12 protein-coding genes are annotated in these 14,940 nt (G+C 66.6%); 6 read left to right on the top strand and 6 right to left on the bottom strand.

Annotated features, from left to right (window positions below):
* Positions 1 to 79: 79 nt before the first annotated feature.
* A complete protein-coding gene (locus AB4061_RS24705; protein ID WP_441638416.1) occupies positions 80 to 1,912 on the bottom strand; it encodes a methyl-accepting chemotaxis protein in 1,833 nt (610 codons plus the stop codon).
* A gap of 461 nt (positions 1,913 to 2,373) precedes the next feature.
* On the opposite strand from AB4061_RS24705, the gene AB4061_RS24700 reads away from it, so the two are divergent.
* From AB4061_RS24700 to AB4061_RS24675, 6 genes are all read left to right on the top strand, one after another.
* Entirely contained in the window at positions 2,374 to 3,324 is a 951-nt protein-coding gene (locus tag AB4061_RS24700; RefSeq protein WP_441638414.1) for a LysR family transcriptional regulator, read from the top strand.
* Between the two features lie 184 nt (positions 3,325 to 3,508).
* Entirely contained in the window at positions 3,509 to 4,936 is a 1,428-nt protein-coding gene (tcuA, locus tag AB4061_RS24695; protein ID WP_441638412.1) for an FAD-dependent tricarballylate dehydrogenase TcuA, read from the top strand.
* A complete protein-coding gene (gene tcuB, locus AB4061_RS24690) occupies positions 4,923 to 6,095 on the top strand; it encodes a tricarballylate utilization 4Fe-4S protein TcuB (RefSeq protein WP_441638410.1) in 1,173 nt (390 codons plus the stop codon). The genes tcuA and tcuB overlap by 14 nt, the downstream gene beginning before the upstream one ends.
* Before the next feature lie 33 nt (positions 6,096 to 6,128).
* Positions 6,129 to 6,917, top strand: a complete 789-nt coding sequence (locus AB4061_RS24685) for a class II aldolase/adducin family protein (RefSeq protein WP_441638408.1) — start codon at positions 6,129 to 6,131, stop codon at positions 6,915 to 6,917.
* A 94-nt stretch (positions 6,918 to 7,011) separates the two neighbouring features.
* Positions 7,012 to 8,010 (top strand): Bug family tripartite tricarboxylate transporter substrate binding protein, encoded by a 999-nt coding sequence (locus AB4061_RS24680; protein ID WP_441638406.1) that lies wholly within the window; start codon positions 7,012 to 7,014, stop codon positions 8,008 to 8,010.
* The gene (locus tag AB4061_RS24675) at positions 8,007 to 9,041 is read left to right on the top strand and encodes a D-2-hydroxyacid dehydrogenase (protein ID WP_441638404.1); all 1,035 of its coding nucleotides are present in this window, start codon (positions 8,007 to 8,009) and stop codon (positions 9,039 to 9,041) included. The genes AB4061_RS24680 and AB4061_RS24675 overlap by 4 nt, the downstream gene beginning before the upstream one ends.
* Before the next feature lie 332 nt (positions 9,042 to 9,373).
* Here the strand turns inward: AB4061_RS24675 and AB4061_RS24670 are convergent, their stop codons facing one another.
* The 5 genes from AB4061_RS24670 to AB4061_RS24650 all read right to left on the bottom strand — a co-directional run bounded on the left by AB4061_RS24670 (position 9,374) and on the right by AB4061_RS24650 (position 14,870).
* A complete protein-coding gene (locus tag AB4061_RS24670; protein WP_150988226.1) occupies positions 9,374 to 9,781 on the bottom strand; it encodes a Zn-ribbon domain-containing OB-fold protein in 408 nt (135 codons plus the stop codon).
* Positions 9,782 to 9,785: 4 nt separating this feature from the next.
* Complete coding sequence (locus tag AB4061_RS24665) at positions 9,786 to 10,952, bottom strand: thiolase domain-containing protein (RefSeq protein ID WP_150988223.1); 1,167 nt, start codon at positions 10,950 to 10,952, stop codon at positions 9,786 to 9,788.
* 128 nt (positions 10,953 to 11,080) lie between these two features.
* A complete protein-coding gene (locus AB4061_RS24660; RefSeq protein ID WP_441638401.1) occupies positions 11,081 to 12,634 on the bottom strand; it encodes a class I adenylate-forming enzyme family protein in 1,554 nt (517 codons plus the stop codon).
* A gap of 282 nt (positions 12,635 to 12,916) precedes the next feature.
* On the bottom strand, positions 12,917 to 13,408 hold the full coding sequence (locus AB4061_RS24655; RefSeq protein ID WP_441638399.1) for a hypothetical protein: 492 nt from the start codon (positions 13,406 to 13,408) through the stop codon (positions 12,917 to 12,919).
* Between the two features lie 163 nt (positions 13,409 to 13,571).
* Complete coding sequence (locus AB4061_RS24650; RefSeq protein ID WP_441638397.1) at positions 13,572 to 14,870, bottom strand: MFS transporter; 1,299 nt, start codon at positions 14,868 to 14,870, stop codon at positions 13,572 to 13,574.
* Between the last annotated feature and the right edge of the window lie 70 nt (positions 14,871 to 14,940).

Here is a 14,940-nt window from a genome sequence, read left to right as displayed (position 1 = left end):
ACGACGGCTGTCTCTCCCTCTCCCCTCAGGGGGTTGGGAGAGGGGAGCGCGGCAACGCAGATCCGGCTTTGTCAGCGGTTCAAGCCCCGGACCCCATTGCGCCGCCATGCGCCCTGGCCAGGCGGAACTGGCCCACCGCATCGGCCAGCTTGTTGGCTTGCTCATGCAGGAAACCGGCGGCCGCCGAGGCTTGCTCGACCAGCGCCGCGTTCTGCTGCGTTGCCCCGTCGAGCTGGCTCACGGCCTGGTTGACCTGCGTGATGCCCACGCTTTGCTCGCTGCCGGCATTCGAGATTTCGCGCAGCACCTGCTCGACCTGCTTCACGCTGGCCACGATGCTGTTCATGGTCTCGCCGGCGTCCCGCACCAGTTCCGCGCCCGAGTCCACCTTGGCCACCGATTTGCTGATCAGTCCCTTGATCTCCTTGGCGGCCTGGGCGCTGCGCTGGGCCAGCGTGCGCACTTCGCCAGCCACCACGGCGAATCCGCGTCCCTGTTCGCCGGCGCGGGCGGCTTCCACGGCAGCGTTGAGCGCCAGGATGTTGGTCTGGAAGGCGATGCCGTCGATGACACCGATGATGTCGTGGATCTTGGCGGAGGCGGTCGAGATTTCCTGCATGGTGGTCACCACGCGAGAGACGGCATCGCCCCCCCGGTTGGCGACCTGCGAGGCCGCCGCCGCCAGCTCGCCGGCGCGCACGGCGGCCTCGGCCGAGTTCTGCACGGTGCCGGTGAGCTCGTCCATGGCAGCCGCTGTCTGCTCGAGGCTGGCCGCGGCTTGCTCGGTACGCGAGGACAGGTCGATATTGCCCTGCGAGATTTCGGCGGTTGCTGTGCGAACCGATTCGCTGCTGTCCCGGATATCGATCAGCACGGTGGCGAGCTTGTCGGCAAACTGGTTGAACGCGCGGGCGATCTGCGTGACCTCATCGTTGCCGTCGGCCGGCAGGCGCTTGGTCAGGTCGCCGTTTCCGGAGCCGATTTCATCCATGGCCTCGCGCACCTGGGACAGCCGCCGGAACGCAGAGGCCGTCATGACCGAGCCGGCTCCCGCAGCGAGGAAGGCCACCGTCACCAGGGTCATGAACATGGCCTGCAGCACATGGCGCAGGCCGGCCAGGGCTTCGTCCTCATCCATGGCAACCACCAGTTCCCAGTCGGAGTTCTTGACCGGCTCCGCATGCAGCAGCTTGGTGGCGCCGGCGATCTTGACCGCGAGGGGCTGCTCGGGATCCGACAGCTTGGCCAGGACGTTCGCGCTCAGGTCGGCGGACAGGTCAGTGGCTGGCTTGAGGTTGAGCTTGGCATCCGGATGCGCCACGATGCGCCCGCTCTTGTCGGCCAGGAAGGCAAAGCTGGCGGGGGTGGGGTGGATGCCGTTGACGGTGGAGGTCACGGCGTCCAGGTTCACATCGGCGGCCACCACGGCCTTCAACTGGCCATTGGCCAGCACAGGCAGGGCCAGCGTCACCACGAGCTTCTTGGTCGCGACATCTTCATACGGCTGCGTGATGACCAGCTTGCCGGCGCTGACGGCGGCCTGGTACCACGGGCGGCCCGTGGGATCGTAGTCGGCGGGGATGCCGAGGTCGCGGGAAAACACCGCATGCTTGTCCGGGTAGCCCGCATAGGCCACGACAAAGCCGCCGGATTTTTCCAGCTGTGTGACCGCGGACATGGGATCGGTGGAAAGGCTCTCCGGCGATACGGCTTGCACCATGGCGGCCCGCGCGGTCAGCCACTCGGTGATGGCTTGCGCGTTGCCTTGGGTGATGGTGGCGAGGTTTTGCCGCAGCGCGCGTTCGTCGCTGTGCTTCGTGACTACGTAGGTGATGCCGGTGGAGGCCGACAAGGCGGTGACAACGATGGCGACACAGGTCGCCGTAATGCGTGTACGGAGCGAGAGAAGCATGCGCGTTGGGTAGGGGCGGTGGTTAAGAAAGGCCTCCGACAATTTTGTTGTCGGCCAGCATGCCCCGGCTAACGGAAGGCTGGAGGGGAACTGTAGGGCCGAAACAGCAATGTGCAGACATTTCCCCGCGCGAGTGCATGGCGGCGCCCCGCGGCGTGGTGAATACGCCGCTATTGCCCGGCGGGACGCATTTTCCGCGCCGTCCTTGCCTTAGCCGCCAACCTTAAAAAATGCCAGGAACCGACGCATGATGGGTGACAGCGCCCCGGTGCGATGCGCCACCAGCACCCGGCTGGCGGCATCCTGGCGAGCCAGTGCCCGGTACGTCATGCCGGGGATGCGGGTGCGCGCGTAGTTACAGCGGCTTCGACGAGGCCTGACCCGGCGGCCACCGCTGGCTCGCCATCTGGTATAAGCGTCGCAGACACGAATCCAGACACGAATCCAGGCCGGGGAACCCGATGGAACTGCGCCAGCTTCAGTATTTCGTCCGCGTGGTGGAACTCGGCAGCATGAGCCGCGCGGCGCTCGACCTCGATATGGTGCAATCCGCCATGAGCCAGCAGATCAGCCGGCTGGAGAGCGAGCTGTCCACCCGGCTGCTGCGCCGGACCACGCGCGGCGTGACGCCCACCGAGGCCGGGCTGGCCTTCTTCCGCGAGGCCCAGCTTGCCTTGCGCCATGCCGAGCAGGCCAAGCGCGCCGCCCACCATGCACGGCTGTCCGGTACGGTCAGCGTGGGGCTGGCGCCTACCACCGCTTCGGTCATCGGCGTGCCGCTGATGCGCGCCATGCGCGAGCGCTATCCCGATGTGCGCCTGCATATGGTGGAGAGCCTGTCCGGCCACCTCAGCGCCATGCTCAACGCCCGCCAGCTCGACCTGGCCGTGCTGTTCGACACCGTTGTGGCGCGCCGCTGGAGCGTGACGCCGCTGCTCGAGGAAACGCTGTTCCTGATCCGCTCGCGCCGTGCGCTGCCGGCCGAGGCCGAGGCCGAGGCGCCGCAGCGGCTGCGCATGGCGCAGTTGCGGGACGTGCCGCTGATCATGCCGACCGGCCTGCATGGGCTGCGCAGCACGCTCGATGCCGCCTTCGCCCGCGTGAAGATCGTGCCGCAGGTGGTGCAGGAGGTGGATTCCCTGGCCATGCTGATGGACGCCGTCGACCTCGGGTTTGGCGCCACCCTGCAGCCTTGGGCCGCGGTGGGGCGCTATGCCGATGCGCAGGCGCGTTTCCACCTGGCCGAGATCGCGGACCCCAAGGTGCGGCGCCAGAACGTGCTGTGCAGCCTCTCCGATGACGAACTGTCGCCCGCCGCGCTGGCCTTGCGCGTGGTGCTGGCTGATTGCGCCCGCGAACTGGTGCGCTCCGGCGCTTGGCGAGGTGCACGGCTGCTTGGGCCGCAGGGATGATGCACGGGCGCCCCCGGGGGTATCACGATTCGTGATGCCCCCATGCGATCCGGGGGCTTAGCAGGACGCCGGCGGGCCGCTACAGTGCGGGCATCCCCACCGGAACCCTCATCGTGCTGTCCATTACTCAAATCCGGGAGCTGTCCCTGCCGGCTTTGCCGAGCCTTGCCGGAGGCGCGCGCCCATGATCGACGTCCTGGTTATCGGCGGCGGCAATGCCGCCCTGTGCGCGGCCCTGATGGCGCGTGAAGCCGGCGCCAGCGTGCTGCTGCTGGAAGCCGCCCCGCGCGAGTGGCGCGGCGGCAACTCCCAGCACACCCGCAACCTGCGCTGCATGCACGACGTGCCACAAGACGTGCTGATCGAGGCCTATCCCGAAGAGGAATACTGGCAAGACCTGCTCAAGGTCACCGGCGGCCTGACCGACGAACGCCTGGCCCGCCTGGCCATCCGCGCCTCCTCCACCTGCCGCGACTGGATGCGCAGCCATGGCGTGCACTTCCAGCCGCCGCTGTCAGGCGCGCTGCATGTGGCGCGCACCAATGCCTTCTTCATGGGCGGCGGCAAGGCACTGGTCAACGCGTACTTCCGCAGCGCCGAAGCCCTTGGCGTGCAGGTGCGCTACAACGCCCCGGTGGACGCCATCGAGCTGGACGGCGACCGCTTCATGGCCGCCCGCATCGGCAGCGAGCGCATCGAGGCGCGCAGCTGCGTGCTGGCCGCCGGCGGCTTCGAGTCCAACCGCGAATGGCTGCGCGAGGCCTGGGGCCAGAACGCCGACGGTGACTGGCCGGCCGACAACTTCCTGATCCGCGGCACCCGCTTCAACATGGGCGTGCTGCTCAAGTTCATGATCGAAGCCGGGGCGGATGCCATTGGCGACCCTTCCCAATCGCACTGCGTGGCCATCGACGCGCGCGCGCCGCTGTACGACGGCGGCATCTGCACCCGGGTGGACTGCGTCTCGCTGGGCGTGATGCTCAACCGCAACGCCGAGCGCTTCTACGACGAGGGCGAGGACTTCTGGCCCAAGCGCTACGCCATCTGGGGGCGCCTGGTCGCGCAGCAGCCCGGGCAGATCGGTTATTCGATCATCGACGCCAAGGCCGTAGGCCGCTTCATGCCGCCGGTATTCCCGGGCGTGCGCGCCAACACGCTGCCGGAACTGGCGCGCCAGCTCGGGCTGGACGAGGCCCCCTTCATGCGCACCATCGAGGCTTACAACGCGGCGTGCCGGGTCGGCACCTTCGACCACACCGTGCTGGACGACTGCCACACCGAGGGCATTGCCCCGGCCAAGACCCACTGGGCCCGGCCGATCGATACCGCGCCGTTCTTTGGCTACGCCCTGCGCCCCGGCATCACCTTTACCTACCTCGGCCTCAAGGTGAACGAGCACGCCGCCGTGCACTTCGGCGGCAAGCCCAGCGCCAACCTGTTTGTGGCCGGTGAGATGATGGCCGGCAACGTGCTCGGCAAGGGCTATACGGCAGGTGTCGGCATGGCCATCGGCACCGCCTTCGGCCGCATCGCCGGCACCCAGGCCGCAGCCGCCGCGCTCGGGCGGCCCAGTCACAACGCATTCCAGGAAGAGCAGCATGCAACATCTTGAAGCGCTGACGCGCGAAGCGGCGGCGCTGGCCCAGGGCGCGCTGCCGCTCACCGGGGACGAGGCAGAAGTAGGCCGCGTCATGCAGATCTGCAATGCCTGCCGTTATTGCGAAGGCTTTTGCGCGGTGTTTCCCGCCATGACGCGCCGGCTGGAGTTCGGCAAGGCCGATATCCACTACCTGTCCAACCTGTGCCACAACTGCGGCGCTTGCTACCACGCCTGCCAGTACGCGCCGCCGCACGAGTTCGCGGTCAACGTGCCGCAGGCCATGGCCAAGGTGCGGGTCCAGACCTACGCCGACTATGCCTGGCCCGCCGCTCTCGGCGGGCTGTACCGCCGCGCCGGCCTGGCCACCGCGCTGGCGCTGGCAGCCGGGCTGGCGTTGTTCCTGGTGATGGTGCTTGCCATGCGCGGCAGCCTGCTGCACGCACCGCTGGCCGGCAACTTCTACGCCATCTTCCCGCACAACCTGCTGGCGGCGATGTTCGGCCTGGTATTCGGCTGCGCGGTGCTGGCGCTGGGCGTGGGCGTGACGCGCTTCTGGCGCAAGGTATCGCCCGGCGAGCTGCAAGGCGAGGCTCGCGGCCCGGCCGTCGGCGGCGCGGCGCACGATGCATTGCGGCTGCGCTACCTGGACGGCGGCCACGGCCAGGGTTGCAACAACGCGGACGACGCGTTCACCCTGTGGCGCCGGCGCTTCCACCATTTCACGTTCTATGGCTTCATGCTGTGCTTTGCCGCCACGGCGGTCGCCACGCTTTACCACTACCTGCTGGGCCTGCACGCACCGTATGCGCCCACCAGCCTGCCGGTGCTGCTGGGCACGGCAGGCGGCATCGGCTTGCTGATCGGCCCGGCGGGTCTGCTCTGGCTCAACCTGAAGCGCGATCCGCGCACCGGCGATGCGGCCCAGAAGCCGATGGACCGCGGCTTTATCGCGCTGCTGTTTTTCACCAGCCTGACGGGGCTGGCGCTGCTGGCCTGGCGCGACACCGCGGCCATGGCGCTGCTGCTGGCGGTGCACCTTGGCGTGGTGATGGCGTTGTTCCTGACGCTGCCTTACGGCAAGTTCGCGCACGGCATCTACCGCAGCGCGGCGCTGCTCAAGTGGAATATCGAAAAACGCCGGCCCAGCAACCTGGCGCTTGGCTCGGACTGAACATCAAGCATTCAAGAGACCAAGGAGAACCTCATGACAAAGCCCGGCATCCTCGCCATTTCCTCGATGCGGGACCAGTGCACCGATGCCGAATGGCAGGCGCGCGTGGATCTGGCCGCCTGCTACCGGCTGGTGGAGCTGTACGGCATGGCCGACATGATGGCCAACCATATCTCGGTGCGCGTGCCAGGCGAGGACGGCGCCTTCCTGATCAACGCCTACGGCATGATGTACGAGGAGATCACCGCCTCCAGCCTGATCAAGGTGGACCACGCCGGCAACATCCTCGCCAAGCCGGATTTCGGCGCGCTCAACTACGGCATCAACAAGGCCGGCTACGTGATCCACAGCGCCGTGCACGAAGCGCGCCCGGAAGTGGCCTGCGTGATCCACACTCATAGCTGGGCCTCCATGGCCGTATCGTCGCTGGACTGCGGGCTCTTGCCGCTCACACAGACCGCCATGCGCTTTCTCAAGATCGGCTATCACGACTACCAGGGTGTGGTGCTCGACACCGCCGAGCAGGCCTCGCTGCTTGACGACCTCGGCAAAGGCGAGGCCCTGATCCTGCGCAACCACGGCGCACTCACGGTGGGCAATACGGTTGGGGAAGCCTTCAACTGGATGCACCGGCTGGAGCTGGCCTGCCGCGCGCAGATCGGTGCGATGTCCTGCAACACACCGTTGCGCGAGGTGGGCGCCGACGTGCTGCAGGAAACCTGGAACAACTACCAGCCCGGCACGCGCCGCCCCTACGGCGTCATGGAGTGGCCGGCGCTGCTGCGCAAGCTGGACCGGCTGGATCCGAGCTTCCGCGACTGAGGCGGGGCGGCCTTCCGGCGGCGATAGCGGCTGCAAAAGTGGCTGCAAAGTGGCTGCAAAAGCGATAACGAAAAAACGAACGGAGAGAGACAACATGCACAAAAGCCCCGCACTGGCCCGCGCCAAATCGGCCGCCATCTCGGCCGCCATCTCGTTCGCCTGCGCTATCGCAGGCACGGGCGCCATCGCCGCCCCTGGCGATGACTACCCGGCCAAGCCGGTGCGCGTGGTGGTGGCCTTCACCGCTGGCGGCACCACCGATATCCTGGCGCGCAGCGTCAGCCAGGTGCTGGCGCAGAAGTTCAGGCAATCCTTCGTGGTAGACAACCGTCCCGGCGCCGGTGGCAATATCGGCACCGAGGCTGTGGTCCGCTCGCCGGCCGATGGCTATACGCTGCTGGTCAACTCGGTCGGCCCGATCTCGATCAACCAGACGCTGTACAAGCGCCTGAACTACGATCCGCTGACTGACCTGGTGCCGGTGGTGCAGATTGCCGATGTGCCCAACGTGCTGGTGGCGCATCCCTCGCTGCCGGCCAAGACGCTCGAAGAATTCGTCGTCTACGCCAAGGCCAATCCGGGCAAGCTGAACTACAGCTCAACCGGCGTGGGCACCTCGTCGCAGCTCTCCAGCTTCATGTTGACGCAGCGCATCGGCACCGAGGCCACGCATATCCCCTACAAGGGCGCGGACGCGCTCAACGATCTGTTGTCCGGCCGGGTGCAGTTCATGTTTGCCACGATCCCGTCGGTCATCGCGCATATCAAGGCCGGCAAGCTGCGCGCGCTGGCGGTCAGCAGCGCGCGCCGTTCGCCATCGCTGCCGGACGTGCCCACGGTAGCCGAAAAGGGCTTCCCCGGCTTCGAGGCCGGTTCCTGGTTCGGCGTGTTCGCGCCCAAGGGCACGCCGCAGGCGGTGATCAACAAGGTCAATCAGGCCGTCGACGAAGCGCTGCCGTCGCTGCAGGCGCAGATGGTGCGGGAAGGGGCGGATCCCGTGGGTGGCTCGCCGGAGCAGTTCGGCAAGTTCACGCAAAAGGAATACGCCAAATGGAAAGTCGTGGTGCGTGACTCGGGTGCTTCCCTGGAATGAACGTGCGCGTGAATACGAACCAGCCGGCAGTCGCGCAGCCTTTGCGCATCCTGCTGTCGGAACAAGCCTTGCAGCATTACGGCACGCCGATTGGCGAGGCGCTTGGCGGGGCTTTCGTGCCAGTGGTGGTGCCGTCGGGGCAGGGGCAAAACGATGCCCCCGGGCTGGACGCCGATATCGCCTTTGTCTCGCGCGATGTCACCGGGCTGTCCACCAAGCACGAAATCCTGCCCGCCACCCGGCGCTTTTACGATGCCATGCTGGCAAGCCCCGGGCTGCGCTGGGCGCATACGCATTCGGCTGGCGCGGACCGCGCCGTGTTTGGCGAGTTGCGTGCGCGCGGCGTGGCGGTGACGACTTCCTCCGGTGCCAACGCGGGCGTGGTGGCACAGACCGCGTTGGCGGGTGTGCTGGCGCTAGCGCGGCATTTTCCGCAGATGCTGGCGGCCCAGCATGAGCGCCGCTGGGCGCCGCTGATTGGCTCCGGGCTGCCGCGCGATCTGGCGGGGCAGACTGCCACCATCGTCGGTTGGGGCCCGATCGGGCAATGGCTGGGCAAGTTATTGCAGGTGCTGGGACTGCACGTGATCGTGGTGCGCCAGAGCGCCGTGCCGGCTGGGCCCGGCTATGAAACCGTGGTATTCGATGCGGTGCGTGGCGTGCTGCCGCGCACGGATTGGCTATTGCTGGCTTGTCCGCTGACGGCGCAAACGCGTGGGCTGGTGGACGCCGATGCGTTGGCTTTGCTGCCGGCGGGTGCCAGATTGGTGAATGTGTCGCGGGGCGAGGTGGTGGATGAGCTGGCGCTGATCGAGGCGTTGCGGGCCGGGCGCCTTGCGGGTGCTTATCTGGATGTGTTCGCGCACGAGCCGCTGCCGGCGGATTCGCCGCTGTGGACGTTGCCTAATGTCATTGCTACGCCGCATAGTGCGGGATTTTCGGATGGGAATGCAGGGCGGGTGGCTGGGATTTTTCTGGATAATCTGCGGCGTTGGCGTGTTGGCGAGGGATTGAGGAATTTGGTGGGGTGAGGGGGGTGCTGCAATTTCAACGTTAACTTCAACTTCARCTGCTTAACGTCAAGGGCAACTGCAGTTTCACCACCCCTGCGGGGCGGCGACCTACTTTTTTGTCTTGCCAAAAAAGTAGGCAAAAAAGGCGCGCCATACGGCCTAAGTGAACCTTGACGGCTCGCTTCGCATCGCGCTTGGGTGATTTCCGCCTGACGGGCGGGAATCACGGCTACAACGAATCGCTAGTTTGCCGATGCCGCAGGTCTGCTCCCCTTTCCCACTTGTGGGAGAGGGGCCGGGGGAGAGGGCGGGCGCTTGCCATTGCGATGCCCTTCGCGTTCCTGTTTGCTTCAGCCAGCGCTAACCGGCGTGAACGTCGGTACCGGCGGCCCGTCGTCCGTCGGTGTGAACGTCAGCTTCACTTCCTGCCCGATGCGCACGGTATCCAGGTCGCAATCCACGATGTTGGTCATCATGGTCACGCCTTCTTCCAACGTCACGTAGGCAATGCAGAAAGGCGTGGGGCCGGCACGGCGGGTGACGCTGAACGAGTAGATGGTGCCCCGTCCCGAGGCCTGCTTCCATTCGGTCTCGCCCATGCAGAACGGGCACAGCGTGCGCGGGTACCAGTGGGGCTTGCCGCAGGATTTGCAGTGCTTGACCAGCAGGCGGCCTGCGCGGGCGGCTTCCCAGAACTCGGTGTTGTCCGGGGCAACCTGCGGGGCTTTGAGGGGAGTCGCGGTGTAAGGTGTGCTCATCTTATTACTCCCGTTCCAGGATGACGGTGGCGCTGCCGTGGCGCGAGCCGAGGTAGCCGCCGGTGCCCTGGGCCAGGGCCAGGTCGCAGTTCTTGACCTGCACGGCGGGATGGGCTTCGCCGCGCAGCTGGCGCACCGCTTCGATCACCTTGGTGATGCCGCCGCGGTTGGCCGGGTGGTTGTTGCACAGGCCACCGCCGTCGGTGTTGAAGGGCAGCTTGCCCACGCCGGAGATCAGGTTGCCGTCGGCCACGAACTTGCCGCCTTCGCCCTTCTTGCAAAAGCCCAGGTCTTCCAGCTGCATCAGCACGGTGATGGTGAAGCTGTCGTAGATCGAGGCGTACTTGATGTCGGACGGGCGGATGCCGGCCTCTTCAAACGCGATCGGGCCGGAGATGGCGGCGCCCGACCAGCTCAGGTCGACCATGCCGCCGAGCTGGCCTTTGACGGCTTCGCCGGCGCCGCGGATTTTCACCATGGGGCGCTTGAGCTTGGCCGCGATCTCCGGGCGGGCGACGATCAGCGCGCCGCCGCCGTCGGACACCACGCAGCAGTCGAGCTTGCGCAGCGGATCCGAGATCATCGGCGAATTCAATACGTCCTCCACCGTCACCACATCGCGCAGCATGGCGTGGGGATTGTGCTGCGCATGGTGCGAGGCCGCCACCTTGATCCAGGCAAGCTGTTCGGCGGTGGTGCCGTACTGGAACATATGGCGCATTGCCACCATCGCGTACAGGTTCACGGTCACCGGGCTGAACGGCGCCTCGAACGGCTGGTCGGGCAGGTTCGCGCCCCAGTTGCGCGCCTGCGTGCCGCTCGAGCCTTCCGAGCGCGGGCGGCCTGCCAGCGTGATCAGCGCCACATTGCACTTGCCGGCGGCGATAGCCTGCGCGGCGTGCGAGACGTGGACGATATACGCCGAGCCGCCGGTATCGGTGGAGTCGACGTGGCGCACCTTCAGGCCGAGGTAATCGACCATATTGAGCGCGCCAAGGCCAGGCGCGTCACCCGCGCAGAAATAGCCGTCCACGTCCTGCAGGGTGAGGCCGGCGTCTTCCAGCGCGCCCTTGGCGGACTCGGCGTGCAGTTGCGCGACGGATTTGTCCGGTGCCTTGCGGGTCGGGTGCTCGTAGGCCCCGACGATATAAGCCTTGCCATTGATGCTCATGGGTCTCCCTGGTTGTTGTCCCGGATACGTTGGTGTGCGGTGATGACTATGGACTATGGACTATGGACTATGGATTAAAGACTATGGCTATAACCCAAGTCTTGCGTTCTTGCTTGTTGGCGCGAGCGTCAAGGTGCGCGCCCGTACTGCTCGCGCAGGTCGCGCTTGAGCACCTTGCCGATGGCGTTGCGCGGCAGTTCCTGCGACAGCTCCAGCGCGGCCAGGCGCTGCATCTTCTCTAGCCGGCCATTCACCCAGTCCAGCAGCGCAGCGGCTTGGGCGGTGGCGCCGGGCCGCAGCACCACGAAGGCGACGGGCGTTTCGCCCCAGCGCTCCGAGGGCACGCCGACCACCGCCGCGTCCGCGATGTCGGGATGCCCGAGCAGCACCGCTTCGATGTCGCTCGGGTAAATGTTGAAGCCGCCCGAGATGACCATGTCCTTCTTGCGGTCCATCAGGATGAGGAAGCCGTCGGCGTCGAAGTAGCCAACGTCGCCGGTGCGGATAAAGCGCTTGCCGGTGGCGTCGAACCACTCGGCCTCGGCGGTCTTCCCGGGGTGATTGTGGTAGCCGGACATCATCGCGGGGGAATGCCCGACGATCTCGCCTGGGGTGTCGCGCGGCGCATCGGCGGGGAGCTCGCACCCTTGATCGTCCAGCAGCCGCATATCGGTGTCCGGCGAGGGGCGCCCCACCGTATGCAGCTTGTCCGGGTGCTCATGCGCGCGCAGCTCGCAGCGCCCGCCGCCCTCGGTCATGCCGTAGTACTCGATCAGCGAGCCGGGCCAGCGTGCCAGCACCTGCGCCTTGAGCGCGGCGGCAAAGGGCGCGCTGGTGCAGAACTTATAGCGGAACGATGACAGATCGGTGCCGGCAAAGTCGGGGTGGGCCAGGATGCGCTGGTATTGCACCGGCACCAGCATGGTATGGGTGACGCGGTGCCGTGCGGCAAGCGCCAGGTACTGGCCGGCATCGAACTTGCGCATCAGCACCACGGTGCCACCCAGCGACAAGGTGGGGAACAGGCTGACCAGTGTGGTGTTGGAGTACAGCGGCGTGGATAGCAGCGCCACGGTGTCCGGGCCATAGCCGCCCTGGGTGGCGCGCTGCACGTGCGACGAGCGCATGCCGAACGGCTGGATGATGCCCTTGGGCACGCCGGTGGTGCCGGATGAATAGATCAGGTTGAAAGCCCAGTCGGGCTGCACGTCGACCGGAGCCGGACGGGCATTTTCGGAGGCCAGCCACTGGCTGAAGGCAAGGCCCGCGCGGCTGTCGTCCAGCGCGATGCAGGGAATGCCTAGCTCGGCCTCCAGCCCGTGCAGGGCCTCGCGCGTGCTGGCATCGATCAACAGCCGGCGCGCCCCCGAGTCCTGCACCATGCCGCGCAGCGTCTGCGGGTTGAGCGAGGGCGACAGCGGCGCCACCGCCACGCCCGCCCGCAGGCTGCCGAGGAAGGCGGCGACGTATTCGATCGAAGTGGCCGCGCAGATGGCGACGGCGCCTTGTGCCGGCACACCGTCCCGCTGCAGCGCGGCGGCAACGCGGTCGGCAAGCCGGTTGAGGCTGGCGAAATCCACGCTGCGTTCGTCCAGCACCACGGCCGGATGCCGCGGCCGCAGCGCGGCTTGGGCGTCGACGAGGGCGGCGAGAGGGGTGAAGTCAGTGCTTGTCGGTGACATAGGGCTGCCGTTGGGCTCTTGGGGTGCGCTTGGATGTCTCATTCATGGCTGGCTGGCCTGCCGCCGCTGTGAAAGAGTGTCGCGCCTTGTGCCGGGTTCGACAATTTGGCTTTTTGGAAGAGGGGCTTGCCGGGAATGGTTGTTGCGGCGCACAAACTGGCGCGGAGGCAAGCGAGCGGGCAAGCGAGGGGAGGGGCGCTGCGGAGGGAGACGAAGAGAAAACCAGCTTGCGGGGTGGCCCGCGATGGCGCCACCCTATGGCCGAATCAACCTGTGAGGGAATCAGCCCATGGCCAGGGCCGCTGCGCTCATCTGCTGCTCGGGCGAGGCCTTTTCCATGGCCTTGACCAGCGCGCCACTGGCGCTGGATATCGCACCGGAAATCGAACCCATGGCCTGGTTCAGCGCTGCCAGGCGAACCTGCTTCTGGTCGGCGGAGAGGTTCTGGGCCGAGGCCACGGCTTGCAGTTCCTGCTGCTTGCGCGCCAGCTCTTCGCGCAATTCACGGATTCGCTTGAGCAGCTCCTTGGCCGTATCCGGCAGGTTGCTGTTGTCGATATCGCTGTTGCGGCCGCTGGAGCCGGCCGGCTTGCCTGCCGCCAGCGTGCGGCCAGCCGATGAGAGATCGACATGGATGCCATCGGATGACTTGCCGCCGCCCGACTGGCTGGCGGGCGCTGCCTGGCTGGTGGTGGCAAGGCTGGCTGCGCCGGCCAGGGCCGTGGCGGCCGCAAACTGGCCGCCGGTGGAGGACGCCGGATCGATCGTGCTCATCGGATTTGTTCCTTCGGGTAGTGCGCGAACGCACGGGAGGCGGCCGCGCGCGGCGCACCTGGGTACCCGGGTTTAACGAACACGTGAAGCAGATCTGTAGGGCAATGCAGGTAATTTTGTGATGTCGGCGGCTCTGGGTGCGGCAATAAGTTAATTGAGCGCCTCAAAAAGCCGATGCCACGGGACGCGCCTTGCGATAAAGGATGAGGGTGGCCAGCAGCCCGCATGCCGCGGCAAAGCTCATCCAGTAGCCCGGCGCGGCCTTGTCGCCGGTCATCTCGATCAGGTAGGTCGAGACCGCCGGCGTAAAACCGCCAAACACCGCCGTGGCAAGGCTGTAAGCCAGCGAGAAGCCGGCCACGCGCACCTCCACCGGCATCACCTCGGTCAGGGCCACCACCATGGCGCCGTTGTACATGCCAAAGAGGAAGGACAGCCACAGCAGCACGACCAGCATGCGCTCAAAGCTCGGCGCGCCCGCCAGCCACGACAGCGCGGGATAGGCGGTGACCAGCGCGATGGCCGAAATGGCCAGCAGGATAGGGCGGCGGCCAATGCGGTCGGACAGGGCACCGCCGATGGGCAGCCAGATAAAGTTGGAAATGCCTACGCAGAGCGTGACAACAAGGCTGTCGGCCGTGCTGAGCTTGAGCACTGTCTTGCCGAACGTGGGCGTATAGACGGTGATCAGATAGAAGGTGGTGGTGGTCATTGCCACCAGCAGCATGCCGGCGAGCACCGTGCGCCAGTTGCGCAGCATGGAGTCGAATACCTCGCGCGTGTTCGGATGGTGCCGGCGGGTACGGAACTCCTCGGTCTCCTGCAGCGAGCGGCGCAACACGAAGAGGAACGGCACGATCAGGCAGCCGATAAAGAACGGAACGCGCCAGCCCCATGCCCCCAGTGCATCGGCCGTCAGCCAATGGTTGAGCCCGAAGCCGAGTCCGGCTGCCACCACGATGGCGATCTGCTGGCTGGCCGACTGCCAGGCGGTATAAAAGCCCTTATGGCCCGGCGTGGCCATTTCGGCCAGGTAGACCGATACGCCGCCTAGCTCCGCGCCCGCCGAGAAGCCCTGCAGCAGCCGCCCGATCAGCACCAGCACCGGCGCCAGCACGCCGATGCTGGCATAGCCAGGCACGAGCGCGATCAGGATGGTCCCGCAGGCCATGAGCGACAGCGTCACGATCAGGCCCTTGCGGCGTCCCACCTCGTCGATGTAGGCACCCAGCAGGATGGCGCCGAGCGGGCGCATCAGGAAGCCTGCGCCAAACACGGCGAAGGTCAGCATCAGCGAGGCGAACTCGCTGTTTGCCGGAAAGAAGGTGTGGGCAATGTAGGTGGCGTAGAAACCGAACAGGAAGAAGTCGAACTGTTCGAGGAAGTTGCCGCTGGTAACCCGCAGGACCGCGCCCAGCTTTGAGGATCCAGGCACTGCCGCGCCTGCCATTTCCGCTTGCATCGCCGGTCTCCTTCGCCACGCCGTCCCGGCTATCCGCCGCCTTTCGCGAAAGGTCGGCTAGCCTGCGCGG

Source organism: Cupriavidus sp. YAF13 (assembly GCF_052113425.1).
Taxonomy (GTDB): domain Bacteria; phylum Pseudomonadota; class Gammaproteobacteria; order Burkholderiales; family Burkholderiaceae; genus Cupriavidus.
This window is presented reverse-complemented; position numbering and strand designations above follow the sequence as displayed.